Origin of the sequence: Deinococcus aerophilus (assembly GCF_014647075.1) — a bacterium.
In the GTDB taxonomy this organism is placed as follows: domain Bacteria; phylum Deinococcota; class Deinococci; order Deinococcales; family Deinococcaceae; genus Deinococcus; species Deinococcus aerophilus.
The window spans coordinates 43,463-60,314 of the sequence record NZ_BMOM01000003.1 but is presented as its reverse complement, the minus strand read 5'-3'; the positions used below and the strand labels follow the sequence as shown (position 1 = coordinate 60,314).

The window sequence follows — 16,852 nt, the reverse complement described above, 5'->3', positions numbered from 1 at the left end:
TTAGTATATGTCAACAAAATCGTCTAAATGATTTACATTTGACAATATCGAGCGCTTCCTCCAGTACCGGCCATGGGGGCTTCAGGCAGGGTGCAGCCCCGCGAATTCCAGTCCCGCCGTTTCGGGCCAGCCCTGCGCGATGTTCAGCGACTGGATGGCGTGGCCCGCCGTGCCCTTGACCAGGTTGTCGATGGCGCTCATCAGAACGACGCGGCCGGTGTCCTGGTCCATCTCGAAGCCGATGTCGCAGTAGTTGGTGCCGTCCAGCAGCATCGGATCGGGGTAGCGGTGGATGCCCTTGGCGACCTTCACGATGCGGATGAACGGTTCCTGGCCGTACACCTCACGGTAGGCGCTCCAGACGTCGCGGTCGCTGTAGCCGTCGGGAATCCAGGCTTGCGCGGTGGTCAGGATGCCCCGCACGCGCGGCGTGCTGATGGCGGTCAGGTGCAGCGGAAAGTGTCCGGGCAGCTCCTGCTGGGCCTCGGCGGTGTGGCGGTGGCCCACCGGCTTGTACACCCGCAGGCTGCCGGCCCGCTCGGGGTGGTGCGAGGAGTCGCTGGCGCTCGCCCCAGCCGCGCTGCTGCCCACCAGACCGGTGGCGATGATGTCCCTGGGCAGCAGCACTCCCAGCTTGAGCAGCGGGTACAGCGCCAGAATCACCGAGGTGGCGAAGCAGCCCGCACACGCGATGCGCGTGGCGCCGCGCAGGTCCTCTCGGTGCAGCTCGGGGTTGCCGTATACCCAGTCCCCCAGCTGTTCGGGGGCCGGGTGGGCCTCGCCGTACACCTTGCGGTACACCTCCGGGTCCTTGAGGCGGAAGTCGGCGGACAGATCGATCAGGATACGGCCCTTGCCCTCGAACTCGGCCAGCCGTTTGGCGGCCGAGTTGTGCGGCAGGGCCAGAACGATCACGTCCGCTTCCTCCAGCTCGGCCAGTTTGCGGAACTTGAGGGTGGTGCGCCCGCGCAGGTTGGGGTGGACCATGCTGACCGGCGTTCCGGCGCTGCGCTCACTCGTTACCTGCGTGACGTTCAGGTGGGGATGCCCCAGCGCCAGCCGCAGGAATTCCCCGCCTGCATACCCGCTGCCTCCCACAATGGCGACCGACAGTTGTTCACTCATATCCGGTCTACTCTGCCGGAAAAGTGGCCCGTGTGGGTAGGAAGTGGCTAGGGGAGCCGGGGAAGGTGCGGAAGACCGCCGAGGATCAAAAGCAAAGCCCCGTCCCTCACAGTGAGGAACGGGGCCGGTGGAGGAGGGCTGCGCTCAGGCCTTGGCGGCCTTGCCCCCGGAGTGGCGCTTCTTGTTCCATTCCTCGACGTACACGACCAGCGGCGCCACGATGTAGACGCTGCTGTAGGTGCCGATGATGATGCCGATCAGCAGGACCAGGCTGAAGTCGCGCAGCACCGGACCGCCGAAGACCAGCAGGCTGGCCAGCGGCAGCATGGTGGACACCGAGGTCATGATGGTGCGCGAGAGGGTCTGGTTGATGCTGGTGTTGACGATCTCGCGGAAGCCCTTGCCGCGCATCTCGCGGATGTTTTCCCGGATGCGGTCAGAGACGATGATCGAATCGTTGAGCGAGTAGCCGATCAGGGTGAGCAGCGCGGCCACGCTGGCAATGCCGAACTCCAGACCCAGCAGGGAATACAGCCCCATCACGATGGCCACGTCGTGCAGCACGGCCACGATGCTGCCCAGGCCCATGACGAAGTCGAAGCGGAAGCCCACATACACCAGAATCAGGCCCAGGCCCAGCAGCACGGCGTAGATGGTCTTCTGGGTCAGCTCCCGGCCCACGGTGGGGCCCACCGTCTCGGTGGCCTGGATCACGCCGCCGGGCAGCTTGGCCAGGGCGGTACCCAGCGTCTGCGTCTCGGCGGCGGTCAGTTCCGGCACCTTGACGCTGTACTGCGCGCCGCTCAGGGCGGGGTTGATGTCGCGCTGGATGGCTGCGCTCTGGGCATTCACCTTGGACACGCCGGCCGCCGCGGCCGCCGCGCGGACCTGCTCGGTGTTGGTGCTGGCGTCGGTCCGCAGGGTCACGGTGGTGCCGCTCGTGAAGTCCACCCCGAAGTTCAGGCCCTTGGTGGCCAGGATGCTGCCGCCCACGATGGCGAGCAGCACGCTGGCCGTGGTGATGTACGGCGCGGCCTTGATGAAGTCGATGCGGGTGTTCTTGATCCACTGCGGCGCGCTCATGTTCGGGCGGCGCTGGGCCAGCCAGCCGATGAACCACTTGGCGAACACCAGATTGGAGAAGGTGGCGGCGATCACACCGATCATCAGCGTGACTGCAAAGCCCTTGACCGGCCCGGTGGAGTAGTTGTACAGGGCGATGGCCGCGAGCAGGTGCGAGGCGTTGACGTCCAGAATCGCGGCGGTGGAGTGCTTGTAGCCGGCCTCGATGGAGTTCCGGATGCCCTTGCCTCGGTACAGCTCCTCCTTGATGCGCTCGAAGGAGATCACGTTGCCGTCCACGGCGGCCCCGATGGTCAGAACCAGACCGGCGATGCCCGGCAGCGTCAGCGTGGCCCCGAAGCCCGAGAGCATGCCCAGGATCAGGATGCTGGAAAACAGCAGTCCCAGCGCGCCGACCAGCCCGAACCACAGGCCGTAGTACGCGAAGAGCATTACGAAGACCAGGCCGATGCCCACCAGCGCGGCAATCGCGCCGCTGCGGATGGCGTCTGCGCCCAGCGTCGGCCCGATGGCCTGCTCGGCCTCGGTCTTGATCTTGATGGGCAGCGCGCCGGACTTGAGGACCAGGGCCAGCTGGTTGGCTTCCTCGGGGGTAAAGCTGCCGCTGATCTGAATGTCGCGGAACAGGCGCTGGTTGATGGTCGCCACGCTCTGGATCTGGTCATCGAGCACCACGGCCATCAGCTTGCCCACGTTCTTGCCGGTGAAGTCGCCGAAGGTCTGTGCGCCCGTGTCGGTGGTCTGGAAATTGACGACCCACTGCCCGGTCTGGGGATTGGTGCCCGAGGTGGCGCTTTCCACCGTTTCGCCGGTGGCGAGGACCGGTCCCAGCTGGGCAAGGGTGTACCCGCCGGAGCCGGGCTTGCTCGTTCGCAACGCGGGATCGGGCTGCGCGCCGTCCTGCACGATGCGGAATTCCAGCTTGGCGGTGCGCTGGATGATCTCGCGTGCCCGCTGCTGCACGGCGGGCGTGGCGCCGGGAATCTCGACGACCACGCGCTTGCCGCCCGCCACCGTCACGGTGGGCTCGGCCACACCCAGGGCATTGACGCGGTTCTCGATGACGGTTTTGACGCGGTCCAGCTCGTCCTTGGTGGCGGTACCGGACTCGGGGGCCAGTTCGATGCGCAGGCCGCCCTTGAGGTCCAGGCCCAGGGTAATGAACTGGAACTTGTCGTTCCACAGGCTGCCCAGGCTGTTGGGGTGTTCCCAGGGGCGCCAGATGTAGGCCAGGCTGGCGAGCAGCGTGAGCAGCAGCAGGACGGGAACCCAGGGGCTGGAGCGGCCGGCGCTGGGTGCGGCCTTGCGCCGGGGCGGTGGCGGGCGGCGGTCGTTGCCACCCTTGTTTTTGCGGTTGTTGCCGTAGGTCACGGTGGGGCTCCTGAAGGGGGAAGAGGGGGAAGGGGTCGGGGGCGACGCATCTGCGCCCCGCTAGCCGCCGTCCGTCTGCCGCCGCCCCAGCACGGTGAGTTCGGGGCGCAGGTGGGGCGCTTCCCAGCGGGTCAGTACGCTGCCCGACCGCCGTCCTGCCCCGGATGGGCGGAAGGACTCGGTGGGCGGCGCGCCCAGTACAGGGGCCGTGGGGCCCGGTTGTGGCGCGGCCCGGAGTTCGGGCAACGCGGGCGCCACGTTGCTGGCGCTCAGACGCGGACCCAGGTCCGGCGGACGCACCGGCGTGCCCAGCACCACCGCCAGCACCGACAGCAGGGTCAGCACGCCCGGCCAGGTGCTCAGGCGCGCGTACCACAGCGCGGCGGGGGCGGAAAAGCGTCGCAAAGCGCCGCAGCATACCAGAAGGCCTCCAGAGCGGAGGAGACCGTTGCCACCTTCCGGGTCGGGTGGGTGAACCGCGCCTTCACCGTTCCTGCAAGGATCGTGCGCTGGTTCTGGATACGGCGCTGGCACGCTGAGGGCAGGGCAGGAAACGCATTCCAGCCCACGACCCCTACAGGAGGACTCCACATGAGTCAGGAAAAGCAAGTCAAGAAGACCATCTTCAACAAGACCCGCCTGCCACTGATCGCCCTGGCTGCGCTGCCGCTGACGGTGGGAGCGGTGCTGGCCCAGCAGACCGGCACGGCGGCCACCGGGACAGCGGCCACCGGAACGGCCACCCAGGCTCAGCCCACCCCGCAGCGCGTGCAACCCGCGCAACCGGGACAGCGGCAGAACAGGCAGGGCCAGACTCCGCAGGGCAGCGGCACCAACTACGCCGACGTGTATCTGCAGAAACTGGCCGCGCAGCTGGGCATCAGCCTGGATAAGCTCAGGGCCGCCGCCCTGGCCGCCGGGAACGCCACCATCGATCAGGGCGTGAAGGACGGCAACATCGCGGGCAACCGCGCCGCCGACATGAAGACCCGGCTGCAGAATGATCCCTTCAGGATGTTCGGGGGCAGGGGCGGCCCCGGGGGAGGGGGGCGCGGGATGCACGGTCCTGGCGGGCGTGACGGCGGACCGCGCAGTGGACCGCGCGGAAGTCTGGACGCTCCGGACGGACCTCAGGGGCAGACCGACGACGGCGCCGCCGCCGCAGACGACGCTGCCACGGGCAGCTGAGCTTCACCCCTCCTCACCCTGACGGCCCCATCTGAGAAGCCGGCCTGGAAGCCACGTGCTTTCAGGCCGTTTCGCTGAAGGCCTGCGCCGCTATACGGTCGCCCGCGCCTCCCGCAGCACGGCGCGGACCTGCCGTTCCATCGCGCTCAGGACCGGGCGGCTCTTCAGGCAGGCCACCAGGGCGCGGGTGGCGTGGTGTTCGTCTCCGGTCAGGCCATCTTGCAGGTGGGTCCGCACGTCGGGATGCAGCTGGCCGCGCACGAACAGCAGTTCGCCGAGCAGGTCGTCGACCGGCAGCCGCCCCAGCACCTCGCCGTCTGCCGAGACACTCTGAATCACCGCGCGGTCCCGTTCATCCAGGGTGAGAACGGCATGCAGCGGCGTGCCGGCCCGGCGCGTGACGTGTTCCACCGTGGGCCCGAAGGCCCGGACCAGATTCAGCGCCAGACTGCGGCCCAGAAGCACCAGACGGTTCTGGTCGTGCAGGGTGCCGCCCAGGGTCTGGGCCAGGTGCCGGGCCAGCCGGTCCCCTTCCAGCAACAGGGCCGCCGTCTCGGGGTCATTCGCGGTCATGGAACAGAGCCTAGCGCCGCGCGTGGCCACCTGCGCCGCAGCGGTGGCCGCGCCCGCAGCCCCAGCAGCACGGAAAAACAGGGCGCGCCGTACTGTCTGGACAACTCCAATTTTTGCCGTCCACAACGCCATCTTTGGGGGTATCTGCTGGCAGGGGCGTGGTGTAAGCTCTGCGGGTATGAACGTTATCGGCAAAGTCACGGTGCTGCCCCAGCTGCCGCCGTCTATCGCGCGGCTCTCGGAGCTGGCCTACAACCTGTACTGGTCCTGGACCCCCCACGCACAGATGCTGTATCAGGATCTGGATCCGGTCATTTGGGAGCGCTTCCAGCGTAACCCGGTCCGCACGCTGCTGGAGGTTTCGCAGGCACGGCTGGACGCGCTGGCCGCCGATTCCGGGTACCTGGCGCGCTACAAGGCGGTCATGGCCGACTTCGATGCCTACATGGGCAAGAAGGCGACCTGGGCCAGCCGCAACGCGGCCGGGATGGCTCCGGTGGCCTACTTCAGCATGGAATACGGCTTTCACGAATCGCTGCCCATCTACAGCGGCGGCCTGGGCGTGCTGGCAGGCGACCACTGCAAGAGTGCCTCGGATCTGGGCCTGCCCTTCACGGCGGTGGGCATGCTGTTCCACCAGGGCTACTTCCGGCAGCTGTTCGACCGGGACGGCTGGCAGAACGAGGCCTACGACGAGATGGACCTGACCACCCTGCCCATTACCCCGGCGCGCACCGCCAGCGGTCAGGAAGCGCGGGTCGCGGTGCGCATCGCCGGGCGCGACGTGTCGGTGCGGGTGTGGAACCTGAACATCGGGCGCATCCGGGTGCTGCTGCTGGACACCAACGTGCCCGAGAACAGCGAGGAGGACCGCAAGCTGACCGCCCGGCTCTACGGCGGCAACCAGGACCTGCGCGTGCAGCAATACGTGCTTCTGGGGGTCGCGGGCATCCGCGCGCTGCGGGCGCTGGATATTCCGGCGTCCGTGTACCACATGAACGAGGGCCACGCCGCCCTGCTGGGTCTGGAGCGTGTCCGCGAGTACGTGGAGGCGGGGCTGGACTTCCGCACCGCGCTGGAAACGGTCGCGAGCTCCACGCTGTTCACCACCCACACCCCGGTCGCGGCGGGCAACGACGCCTTTACCTATGACCTGATGGACCGCTACATCGGCGAGTGGCCCGGTCGCCTGGCAACCTCGCGCGACGAGCTGTACGGTCTGGCCCGCCACGACCAGAACTGGGACGGCCAGACGGTGCCGGCCTTTTCCATGACCGTGTTCGCCCTGCGCATGAGCCGCGCGGCCAACGGCGTGTCTGAGCTGCACGGCGAGGTCAGCCGCGACATGTGGAAGTTCCTGTATCCCGGTGCGGAGGCCGAGGAGGTGCCCATCGGGCACGTCACCAACGGCGCACACAACCTGACCTTTACCAGTCAGGCCATGCGCGACCTGCTCTCGACCGTGCTGCCCAAGGACTGGACCGAGCGGCTGGAAGACGAAAAGATGTGGACGGCGGTGGAGAAGCTCACCGATCAGCAGCTGAGCGGCGTGCAGCTGGACATGAAGTGCGAGATGATCACCTTCATCCGTGCCCGTATGCGCGAGCAGATGCTGCGCAACGGAGCGAGCGCCGCCGACGTGGCCGCTACGGACACGCTGATGAGCGAGAACGCCCTGACCATCGGGTTCGCGCGGCGTTTTGCGACCTACAAGCGCGCCACGCTGCTGTTCCGTGACCGCGAGCGCCTGAGCCGCATCGTCAACGACCCGGAGCGCCCGGTGCAGTTCGTCTTTGCGGGCAAGGCCCACCCGGCCGACAACCCCGGCAAGGCCTTTATCCAGGAAATCTATAAGATGTCGCAGGAACCCGAGTTCCGCGGCAAGATCGTGATTCTGGAAAACTACGACATGAACGTGGCCCGTCATCTGGTGCAGGGTGTGGACATCTGGCTGAACAACCCGCGCCGCCCGCTGGAGGCTTCCGGCACCAGCGGCATGAAGGCGTCGTTCAACGGCAGCCCCAACTTCAGTGTGCTGGACGGCTGGTGGCGCGAGGGCTACGACAGCACCAACGGCTGGCCCATCGGGGAGGAGCGCGAGTACGCCGACCTGAACGTGCAGGACGACGCCGACGCCTACAGCCTGTACCACACGCTGGAAAGCGAGATCGTTCCGCGTTACTACGGCCACGCGACCGGCGACGCGTCCTGGGCGCACTCGGTCCGGCGTGCCATCCAGACCGTCAGCCCGCGCTTTTCCATGCAGCGGCAGGTCATCGACTATGTGCAGCAGTACTACCTGCCCATCGGCGAGCGTGGCCAGCAAGTCGCCGCCGACGACAGCGCCCGCGCCCGCGCCATCGCCGGCTGGAAAACCTGGGTGCGCCAGCAGTGGCCCCACACCCACCTCACGGCCCACGCCGATCTGCCCGCCACCTGCAACCCCGGTCAGACGGCTCCGGTCGTCGCCCAGGTCAACCCGGCCGGCATCGGCCTGGATGAACTGCGGGTGGAGGCGGTCCTGAACCGCGGCGGCCACCTGACCCGCGTGCCCCTCAAGAACCAGGGCGACGGCACCTTCAGCGCCGACGTGCCGCTCAAGGAAAGCGGTCTGTACTCGGTGGGCGTGCGCATGATTCCCGAAATCGGTGGCCTGAGCAATGAGCTGGAAGTCGGCCTGATCAAGTGGGCCACGGCCCGGTAAATCCACCCGCCGACCGTGCGGACGGTTCAGTGAGGACGGGCAGAGCTACTCTGTCTGTCCTTTTCCCTTTTCCGGTGGTCCGGCCTTCAGGGGCCGGGTGCTGTGGGATTCGGGGCCGCCGTCTGGAAACTCAGGACAGCAGGCGCCGGGCCTCGTCGAGCACAATCTGGGCGTCGTTGCCGGGTTCCACGGCGGTCCAGTGATGCCGGACCACGCCGTCCGGGTCCACCAGAAAGGTCTCGCGGCGCACCCGGCGCACCGGCTCGTCGGGCCACTGTTCGTCCTGCACGCCAAACTGCTGGCTCAGCCGGCGCTGTTCGTCAAGCAGCAGGGGATAGTCGAGCCGGCACACGTCGCGGAACTTCATCAGGGCGCGGCGCGGGTCGCTGTTGACCCCTACCACGTCCACCCCCAGCGCCTGAAATTCCGCATACAGCGCCTGATACCGCCGTGCCTGCAACTGGCAGTGGGTGGTGGCGGCCTTGGGAAAGAAGAACACGACCTGCCACCTTCCGGCGCGTGGCATGTACGGCTGACCGCTGTCCATGACGGCGGAAAAGGTCGGCACGGTGTTGCCGGGAAGAAGAGCCATGGCCCCGAGTCTAATGGCCGGGGCCGGCCGGACCATGAGTGTTCTGGTGGCCTGCGGCCGGCCCCGGCCGGTCTGGACCTCTGGCTGGTCAACCGCCCCCGCCTTCCTCCACGCGGCCCCATAATGGCCCCGGATGCGCCCCTTCTCCCTTCCTCCGATTCCGGCGCTGCTGCTGTCCATGCTGAGCATTCAGGGAGGGGCGGCCTTTGCCAAGACGCTGTTTCCCACGCTGGGACCGCTGGGAACGACCGGGCTGCGGGTGGGGCTGGCCGCCGCGCTGCTGGCCCTGGTGTTCCGGCCCAACCTGCGCCTGCTGACCCGTGAAGACTGGCGGGCGGTGCTGCCGTACGGGGCGGCGCTGGGCCTGATGAACCTGACCTTCTACCTGTCGCTGACGCACCTGCCGCTGGGCCTCGCGGTCACGCTGGAATTTGTGGGACCGTTGTTGCTGGCGCTGTTCTCGTCGCGCCGGGCGGTGGATTTCGCGTGGGTGGCGCTCGCGGCGCTGGGCATCGCGCTGATCGCTCCGCTGACCGGGGGCGGGGCCGCGCTCGATCCGCTGGGGGTCGTCCTGGCCCTCACGGCGGGCGGCTTCTGGGCGGGGTACATCCTGGCCGGGGGCGCGGTGGGCCAGCGGCTGCCCGGGACCACCGGCGTGGTCGCCGGCATGCTGGTCGCCGCCGTGATCTGCGTGCCGTTCGGGGTCGCGCAGGCAGGAGTGGGGCTGCTCGCGCCCGGAGCCCTGCTGGGCGGGCTGGGCGTGGCCGCGCTGTCCAGCGCCCTGCCGTACACGCTGGAAATGCGCGCCCTGCGGGCCATTCCCGCCCGCGTCTTTGGGGTGATGATGAGCCTGGAACCCGCGCTGGCGGCCCTCAGCGGCCTGCTGTTCCTGTCCGAGCGGCTGTCGGTGCGGCAGTGGCTCGCGCTGCTGTGTGTGATTGCGGCCAGCGCGGGCATCAGCCTGACGAGCGCCCGGCGGGCCCGGCGGCCTGTCGTGGCCGAGGCGCTGAAGTAGCACGGGGCGGTCTGGCAGGAGCCCGATCCGTTTTGCGGCGCCCCTCCTGAAGTCTGCCCTTCTGAAGCCGGGTCATGAAGAAGGACGCTGTGGGCAATCCGCAGCGTCCTTCCGTTTATTTCTGGTGTTCCCAGTCTGCCTGCGCTCGCTCAGAAGTCGCCGCGCTCGCCCCGTTCCCGCGTGGTGCTGATCTCTCCGCTGCGCCCACCCGACGGCGCGGCATGCTCGCTGCTGCCGGTCATCAGCAGACCCAGCTGGGTCTCGGTGGCCTGGGCCGCGGGCACCTCGCCCACCACCTTGCCCTCGTACATCACCAGAATGCGGTCGGCCAGATTCATGACCTCGCCCAGATCGGCGCTGATCAGCAGCACGGCCAGTCCCTGGTCGCGGGCCTCGACGATGCGGGCGTGAATGAACTCGATGGCTCCGATGTCCACTCCACGGGTGGGCTGGCTGGCGACCAGAATCTTGGGGCCCTTGCGCATCTCGCGCGCCACGATCAGTTTCTGGGCATTGCCGCCGCTGTACTGTCCGGCCCGCAGGCTGGCGCTGCGGGGGCGCACATCGTATTTCTCGCTCAGTTCGCGGGCGTTTTGTTGAATCTTATCGAGCTTCAGAAATCCGAAGCGTCCGGCAAAGGGGGCGCGGTCCTGCTCCCCGAGAATGTAGTTCTCGGCGGTGGTCATCTCCAGCACCAGTCCGCGTTCGTTGCGGTCCTCGGGAATATGTGACAGCCCCGAGGCCTCCACCTCCTTGACCCCGCGCGCCTGCCGCCCCAGGTAAGTGATGGCGCCGCCGTAGGGCATCAGGCCGGTAATGGCCTCGACCAGTTCGCTCTGGCCGTTGCCTTCCACACCCGCAATGCCCACGATTTCCCCGGCCCGCACCTGAAAGCTCACGCCGTCCACCGCGTTGCGGTGTTCGCCCTTCACGGTCACATTCTTCAGGTCCAGCGCAACCTCGCCGGGTTTCGCTTCATTCTTGTCCACCTTCAGCGTGACCTCGCGGCCCACCATCATCTGAGCGAGCGTCTCGGTGGTCGCGCCCTCGGCGGGAATGGTGCCGATCATGCGGCCGTCGCGGATCACGCTGATGCGGTCACTGATCTGCAGGACCTCGTGCAATTTGTGGGAGATAAAGACCACCGCGTTGCCGCTCGCGGCGTACTGGCCCACCAGGAACTCGAACAGTTCGTCGGTCTCGCTGGGGGTCAGCACCGCCGTCGGCTCGTCGAGAATCAGGATGCGGGCCCCCCGGTACAGCGTCTTGAGGATCTCGACCTTCTGCTGCAAGCCCACGGGCAGGTCGCCGACGAGCGCGTCGGGGTTGATGGCGAAGTTGAACTGCTTGATGAGTTCGGCCACCCGCTTGCGCGCCGTTCCGTAGTCGATGGACGTTCCCGAAGTGGGTTCCGCGCCCAGGATGACGTTCTCGGTAACGGTCAGCGTTTCGACGAGCATGAAGTGCTGAAACACCATGCCGATGCCGCGGCGAATGGCGTCGGCGGGATCATTGAAGTTCACGGTCTCGCCGTCCACCACGATCTCACCGCTCGTCGGCGGCTGGATGCCGTATACGATCTTCATCAGAGTGCTCTTGCCGGCCCCGTTCTCTCCGCACAGGGCGTGAACACTGCCCCAGCGGACCTGCATGGAAATGTCGTCGTTGGCGAGCACCAGCGGAAAACGCTTGGTGATTCCGCGCAGTTCCAGCGCATATTCAGAGTTGTGCCGCACCTCTTGCAGCACGTCGGGGGTGGCCGTGGGGCCCGTTGAAGCGGTCATGAATCCAGTTTAATTCAAAGGCGGGCCGCCGGGCGGGGTCTCCGGCCAGAAAGGTGCCCCCCCGGGCACGCGGCCCCACACCGCATCCGGCACAATGTCCGGCATGGAATCTTTCTGGCTGGCGGTGACGGCCCTGGGGCGGGACGAGGTGTTCATCGTGGTGCTTGCGCTGTACACCTGGCTGTGGAATCCGGGGGGTGGGCGCCGCCTGGGTGTGGTGTTCGCGCTGAGCTATCTGGTGAACAGCGCCCTGAAATACGGATTGAATCTGGGCCGTCCGTTCACTGCCGATCCCGGCCTGGCCTCCGAGGCGGCGCGGGCGACGGCGGGCGGGCCGGGTCTGCCCAGCGGCCACGCCCAGATGGCGGCCACCCTGTGGGGGGGCATTGCCGCGCAGCTGCGGCGGCCGGCGCTGTGGCTGGTTGCGGGCGTGATCGTGGCCCTGATCGCGGCCTCGCGGCTGGCGCTGCACGTTCACTATCCCTCCGATGTGATGGTGGGGCTGCTGCTGGGCGTGGCCTTCGCCGTACTTGCGGGCCGGGTGGCCTTTGCCGGGACCGGTACGCTGCGCTGGGCCGTGCCGCTGGGAGCGCTGGTGGTGGCGGCGTTCCTGCCCGCCGGAACGCCGCGCGAATACGGCGCCGGCCTGGGCCTGTTCGCGGGCTTCTTGTTTGTCCGCCCAGATTTTCTGCCGCCGCGTGATGTGGCGGGCCGCGTGATCGTGGGGGTGCTGGGGCTGGCGGTGGTGTTTGCGGTGTTCTTTGCGCTGGGAGCGCTGCCCAGCGCCGTCAAGGACCTGGGGCTGGTCCGGGCGCTTCGCTACGCCGTGCTGGTGCTGGTGGCGGTGGAGGGCGTGCCGTTGCTGCTGCGCCGCTGGCTGCCCCGCCACGCCGCAGCCCCGGAGCGCCGGGCCGCCGAGGCCGTTTCCTGACGTCCTGTACGGTGAGCCGCAGGCCAGGGTCCGGCGTTCTTCCGAAGGAGACAGGCGGTCTTGCTGGCCGCGTTGTAGAGACTGAAAAGCACGGCTTTCGGGGGTTCGGTGTGCTTTGCCCACGGCCCTTCGGCTGGGAATGAAGTCCTATACCCATGACCGACCGAGCGGGAGATGCGTGGTGGACAGCTCAAGTGGAGACAGTTCAAGGGCGGAAAGTCTTACACTGCCGGTACGATCCACAGTTTGTCCATGCAGGGAGGCCCGTTATGCAGCGCACCGTCCGACTGTCCGTGTGGCTTGCCGTTCCGTTCGCCCTCTTTGTTCCCACCCTTTCGGCGCTGGCGCAGTCTGCCCTGGGTGGGGGCGGCGCACCTTCCGGCGGGAATCCACTGGCCCTGAGCTACAGGACGCCGGATCCGGCCCGGGGACAGCAGGTCTCGCAAAGCTGTCAGGGTTGTCATGGACCGGGGCTGGTGAGCCGCGACCCGGAAGTTCCCTCGCTGGCCGGACAGCATTTCAGCTACGTGCAGTTTCAGCTGGCCGTCTACCGTGCCAAGCTGCGGCCCGGCCCCGTGATGCAGCAGGTCGCGGGAAAACTCTCGGATCAGGACATCGCAGACATCGCTGCCTACGCCGAGACCTTGCAACCCGGCCCGGCCTGGAAGACCGAGAGCGCTGCGCTGCGGGTCAGGGGAGCGGCCCTGTTCCACGTGGGTGATGGACCACGCAACATCATCGCCTGCGCCATCTGCCACGGAGACGATGGCCGCGGTAACAACCGGCTGGGCGTGGCGAGCATTACCAACCTCGCACCCGAATACGCCCTGGAAGTGCTGCACGAATTCAAGAACACCCCTGAGTTCGGAGTGCCGCATCCCAATGCCATGCGCATCGCCCTGCAACCCCTGACCGAGGACGACCTCAAGGCAGTGGCCGCCTACATCAGCAGCATGGGCCAGTAGAGCTGGATCCGCGCGCCCTTCAGCGCACCCGCACGCCCCTGCTGGCCGGCTGCTTTCTGATCCAGGCCACGTAGCGCTGCACGTCGGGATGGTCCAGCAGGACCTCCACCGTGGGGTAATCCTGCGCGAGCTCCGCGTTGGAAAAGGTCCGGTGCAGAAACTTGTGGCACGGCGGACACAGGAGCGTGGTGGGGAGTTCGGTCACCCGCACGCCGCGCCGACGTCCCTGGGACCGCGGAATCAGGTGGTGTTCGGTGAGCTGCGGCACGGCCCGTCCGCACAGCGCACAGACCGGCGTGACCGGCGCAGGCGGGGGCCAGGGGGACTCGGGCAGGCGGCGGGCCATCGGCAAAAGGATAGGAAAGACCGCTGCCCGGGACTGTGGCGGTGGGCCCTACAACTTGGTCAGATTGGGGTATTTCATGATCGCCTCGTCCTCGCTCAGGAATTCACCCGGCATGTCGGGGCTCCACACGACCTCGGCGCGGATCAGGTCCGAGGCGTTGACGCTGCTGATGGTGCCCAGGGCCGCCCGGGCCTCGGCGGCGGTGGTCACCGCGGCGGGCGGCAGGTTCCCCAGGGTGTGGGCCGCCACCGCGATGGTCACGGCGAGGTACATGTCCCCGGCGTCTCCCTTGTGCCGGTAATCGTCCCTATGAACAAAGCCGCTGTTGGGGTCGCGGTTCTGGTAATTGCTGGTGGTCTGCTCGGTGAAGGCCGCCCTGGCCTCGGTGGCCCAGGCCCCCACCTGGCTGTCGGCGGCATTGGGGGCACCCTGGGCACGCTCGACGTTGCCATAGACCCAGCGTTCAGGATGGCGCAGAACCACCAGCGCCGCTTCCTGAAGCATGCGGGCCAGCCCGGTGTTGGTGTCGGGATCGCCGGACTCGGCCACCCGCTGCAGCGCCCGCTTGACCTCGTCACCCTCGGCCAGCAGCAGTTGCACGCTGACGGCCTGGGCCGTGCCGCTCAGGGTGCCCAGGCCGCCGCCCAGGCTGCGCGCTCCGCCCGCGCCGATGCTGCGGCGCATGTGGCCCACCACCATGAAGATCAGCACGCCAAAGACGATCAGCCCCATCAGTCCCGCGCCCCCTCCGCCCGAGCTGTACCCGTACCCGCCCCCACCGTTGATGATGATTGGCCCGTAGCCGCCACCGGAATACCCGCCTCCCGAATACCCGCCCCCGGAGTACCCGCCGCCCGAACTGCCCCCGAAGCTGCCGCCCCCGCTGCTTCCGCCGGAACTGCTGCCGCCAAAGCCCCCGCCGGACTGGGCCAGCGCTGCGCCGGACAGGGTCAGGCTGCCCACAGCGAGCAGCAGGGCGGCCAGGACGGGCAACACGCCGCGCAGCCACGGGCGGAGTGCGCGGAAGCCAACAGGGGAAGAACGCCGCATGGCCGCAGTGTACGGTGTGGACCTGCCGGGGGTGGGCGAGCGTCCTGGCGAGTGGGGGAGCGGGCACGCTGTCCTGGCTACACTGCCTGCATGACCCAGGACCCCCTGCCCCCCACCATCACCCTCAATGCCACCGACTGGCAGCACTTTCTGGACAGCCTGTACGAACGGGACGACCGGTTGGAGCGCCGCGCGCCGGATACCGTGGTGGCCCCGGACGAGGAGGTCGATGCCTACACCCTGAGCGCCCACGTCGAGGCCCTGCGCAGCGGCGAGGTGGACGGGGACGTGTGGGGTACGTTGGAAGACATCGAGGAAACCGCCGGAGATGAGGAAGAAGCCTGGACGAAAATCACGGCCTTCTATCGGTCAAGGGGCTGCGTGCTGGTGCAGGTGCTGGATCAGGAGGAACCCGAGGAGTGGCTGCTGAGCGAGGCGCTGGCCCGGCGGCTGGGCCTGCAGTCCATGCGGGGGTCCGGCGAACAGGAGGGGTAAATCTGCCCTGAAGCGCGGCTCATCCTGCACAGATGAGGGGCGCGTAAGCTGATTCTCATGTCTAACAGCAACAGTCATTTTCCCCTCAAACGCCTGCTGGTTCTGGGTGCGTTGGTCGGTGCGGGCGCGTATTACTTCAGCCGTGAACAGAACCGCAAGGCGCTGGACGCCAAGTTGGCCGAACTGGGCCTCAAGGACGCCGCGCAGGATATGGGCAGCAGCGTCGCCAAGGGCTGGGAAAAGACCAGGGAAGCCGCCACACAGGCCGGCGGCGTGCTTGCCGACAAGGCTGCCGAGGTGAAGGAAGCCGCCGCGTCGGGTGGCGCCGGAGCCGCCGTGGACAAGGCCAGGGAAGTGGCCGGCAGCGTCAAGGAGGCCGTGGGTCAGGCGGCGGGCGAGGCCAGGGACGCCGCGCAGGACGTGAAGGCCAGTGCCCAGGATCAGGCCAAACAGGACCAGCAAAAGCAGGACCAACAGAAACAGGATCAGGCAAAATCTGCGGGCGGACCGGCCAAGCAGGAAGATCAGGCGGCCCCAGCGCCGAAATCCGCGCAGGACACCGGGACGGCTGCCAAGGCGCAGACCAACCAGCCCCAGACCAACCAGCCGCAGCCCAGCCAGTCGCAGTCCAGCTCGACCTCATCCAAGCTGAGCGACCTGCCGGCTCCCCCCAAGGACTTCGTGGCCGAGGCCCGCGCCCAGGCCGAGAAGCAGGCCCAGAAAGCCGCCGACGAGGCCACGCACAAGCCCGGGGACCTGAGTACCAACGCCCGCAACGCCACGCAGGATGTCAAGACCAACATGCAGGGCAGTGCCCAGAAGTCTGCAGACGACGGGAAGAACACGGCCAGCGACGCCAAACGCAACATGTAAGGTTCAGAGCCCCCGCTTCAGACCTCCCCTCGCGGGAGGTTTTTTTGTGCCGCCGTCCGGGTGGGGCGCGTCCCTGTTCCCGAAGGTGCGGCCCACAGGGCGCAGACGGGAACGCTACAGTGAGGCCCATGAAGTTGCGCGGCACGCTCGGCGGTCTGAATCTGTTGCTGGAACCGGGAGATACGGCCCAGACGGTCCAGCAGGCACTGGGCGCCCACCCGGAACTCCTGGCGAGCAGCGTGACGCTTGAGATTGCCGGAGACGCCGATCCGGGAGCACTGGAGGCTGCGCTGGGGGCCGTGCGCGCCGCGGGGGGCACGCCGGGACGGGTCCGTGCCCCCCGCGTGACGGTAAGTGCTCCGGCGGCGGCGCCCGCTGCCCCCGAAGCCCATCCGCTGGACGATGGCCGCACCGTGATCGTGCCGCACACCCTGCGGGCGGGGTTCCGCGGGGAATTCAAGGGCAGCGTGATCGTGCTGGGCGACGTTAATCCCAGCGCTGAGGTGGTAGCGGGCGGCGACGTGATCGTGATCGGGGCGCTGCGCGGCGTGGCCCACGCGGGTCAGGGCGGCCACGCGGACGCCATTGTGTGGGCGCGCCCCATTGCCAGCACCCAGATCCGCATTGGCGACGCGGTGGCCCGCGCCCCCGAGGGCAGCAGCCTGAGCAACATGCGTCACCGCGACGATCAGCCGCTGGCGGAGATGGCGAAGTTGCAGGACGGCGTGATTGTGATTGACGTGCAGCGCTGAGGGGA

16 protein-coding genes are annotated in these 16,852 nt (G+C 67.9%); 8 read left to right on the top strand and 8 right to left on the bottom strand.

The window, feature by feature from the left end:
• Window positions 1–81: 81 nt before the first annotated feature.
• The 3 genes from argC to IEY21_RS02765 form a co-directional block, all read right to left on the bottom strand.
• Entirely contained in the window at window positions 82–1,125 is a 1,044-nt protein-coding gene (gene argC / locus IEY21_RS02775; protein ID WP_188901134.1) for an N-acetyl-gamma-glutamyl-phosphate reductase, read from the bottom strand.
• Window positions 1,126–1,269: 144 nt separating this feature from the next.
• A complete protein-coding gene (secD, locus tag IEY21_RS02770; RefSeq protein WP_188901132.1) occupies window positions 1,270–3,579 on the bottom strand; it encodes a protein translocase subunit SecD in 2,310 nt (769 codons plus the stop codon).
• 60 nt (window positions 3,580–3,639) lie between these two features.
• Entirely contained in the window at window positions 3,640–3,984 is a 345-nt protein-coding gene (locus IEY21_RS02765; protein ID WP_229752817.1) for a hypothetical protein, read from the bottom strand.
• Between the two features lie 186 nt (window positions 3,985–4,170).
• Between IEY21_RS02765 and IEY21_RS02760 the strand changes: the two genes are divergently transcribed.
• Window positions 4,171–4,767, top strand: coding sequence for a hypothetical protein (locus IEY21_RS02760; protein ID WP_188901130.1), 597 nt, complete (start codon window positions 4,171–4,173; stop codon window positions 4,765–4,767).
• A 90-nt stretch (window positions 4,768–4,857) separates the two neighbouring features.
• Here the strand turns inward: IEY21_RS02760 and IEY21_RS02755 are convergent, their stop codons facing one another.
• The gene (locus IEY21_RS02755; RefSeq protein ID WP_188901128.1) at window positions 4,858–5,340 is read right to left on the bottom strand and encodes a hypothetical protein; all 483 of its coding nucleotides are present in this window, start codon (window positions 5,338–5,340) and stop codon (window positions 4,858–4,860) included.
• A 178-nt stretch (window positions 5,341–5,518) separates the two neighbouring features.
• Between IEY21_RS02755 and IEY21_RS02750 the strand changes: the two genes are divergently transcribed.
• Window positions 5,519–8,044: a glycosyltransferase family 1 protein gene (locus IEY21_RS02750; protein ID WP_188901126.1), complete on the top strand. Its 2,526-nt coding sequence runs from the start codon at window positions 5,519–5,521 to the stop codon at window positions 8,042–8,044.
• 130 nt (window positions 8,045–8,174) lie between these two features.
• Here the strand turns inward: IEY21_RS02750 and IEY21_RS02745 are convergent, their stop codons facing one another.
• The gene (locus IEY21_RS02745; protein ID WP_188901124.1) at window positions 8,175–8,636 is read right to left on the bottom strand and encodes a peroxiredoxin; all 462 of its coding nucleotides are present in this window, start codon (window positions 8,634–8,636) and stop codon (window positions 8,175–8,177) included.
• 133 nt (window positions 8,637–8,769) lie between these two features.
• On the opposite strand from IEY21_RS02745, the gene IEY21_RS02740 reads away from it, so the two are divergent.
• The gene (locus tag IEY21_RS02740; RefSeq protein ID WP_229752816.1) at window positions 8,770–9,651 is read left to right on the top strand and encodes an EamA family transporter; all 882 of its coding nucleotides are present in this window, start codon (window positions 8,770–8,772) and stop codon (window positions 9,649–9,651) included.
• 149 nt (window positions 9,652–9,800) lie between these two features.
• Here IEY21_RS02740 and IEY21_RS02735 read toward each other — a convergent pair whose 3' ends face one another.
• The gene (locus IEY21_RS02735) at window positions 9,801–11,435 is read right to left on the bottom strand and encodes an ABC transporter ATP-binding protein (RefSeq protein ID WP_188901123.1); all 1,635 of its coding nucleotides are present in this window, start codon (window positions 11,433–11,435) and stop codon (window positions 9,801–9,803) included.
• Between the two features lie 103 nt (window positions 11,436–11,538).
• Between IEY21_RS02735 and IEY21_RS02730 the strand changes: the two genes are divergently transcribed.
• Both IEY21_RS02730 and IEY21_RS02725 read left to right on the top strand, forming a co-directional pair.
• Window positions 11,539–12,366 carry a phosphatase PAP2 family protein gene (locus IEY21_RS02730; protein ID WP_188901121.1) on the top strand — a complete coding sequence of 276 codons (828 nt, stop codon included), beginning with the start codon at window positions 11,539–11,541 and terminating at the stop codon, window positions 12,364–12,366.
• Window positions 12,367–12,635: 269 nt separating this feature from the next.
• Window positions 12,636–13,331 carry a c-type cytochrome gene (locus tag IEY21_RS02725; RefSeq protein WP_188901119.1) on the top strand — a complete coding sequence of 232 codons (696 nt, stop codon included), beginning with the start codon at window positions 12,636–12,638 and terminating at the stop codon, window positions 13,329–13,331.
• Window positions 13,332–13,350: 19 nt separating this feature from the next.
• On the opposite strand, the gene IEY21_RS02720 is transcribed toward IEY21_RS02725, so the two are convergent.
• Window positions 13,351–13,677 carry an HNH endonuclease gene (locus tag IEY21_RS02720; protein ID WP_188901117.1) on the bottom strand — a complete coding sequence of 109 codons (327 nt, stop codon included), beginning with the start codon at window positions 13,675–13,677 and terminating at the stop codon, window positions 13,351–13,353.
• A 48-nt stretch (window positions 13,678–13,725) separates the two neighbouring features.
• Window positions 13,726–14,727 carry a DUF1517 domain-containing protein gene (locus tag IEY21_RS02715; protein WP_188901116.1) on the bottom strand — a complete coding sequence of 334 codons (1,002 nt, stop codon included), beginning with the start codon at window positions 14,725–14,727 and terminating at the stop codon, window positions 13,726–13,728.
• A gap of 90 nt (window positions 14,728–14,817) precedes the next feature.
• On the opposite strand from IEY21_RS02715, the gene IEY21_RS02710 reads away from it, so the two are divergent.
• The 3 genes from IEY21_RS02710 (at window position 14,818) to IEY21_RS02700 (ending at window position 16,847) form a co-directional block, all read left to right on the top strand.
• Window positions 14,818–15,222: a hypothetical protein gene (locus IEY21_RS02710; RefSeq protein WP_188901114.1), complete on the top strand. Its 405-nt coding sequence runs from the start codon at window positions 14,818–14,820 to the stop codon at window positions 15,220–15,222.
• Between the two features lie 57 nt (window positions 15,223–15,279).
• Complete coding sequence (locus IEY21_RS02705) at window positions 15,280–16,095, top strand: hypothetical protein (RefSeq protein ID WP_188901112.1); 816 nt, start codon at window positions 15,280–15,282, stop codon at window positions 16,093–16,095.
• 128 nt (window positions 16,096–16,223) lie between these two features.
• Complete coding sequence (locus IEY21_RS02700) at window positions 16,224–16,847, top strand: septum site-determining protein MinC (RefSeq protein WP_188901110.1); 624 nt, start codon at window positions 16,224–16,226, stop codon at window positions 16,845–16,847.
• The last annotated feature ends 5 nt before the right edge of the window (window positions 16,848–16,852 follow it).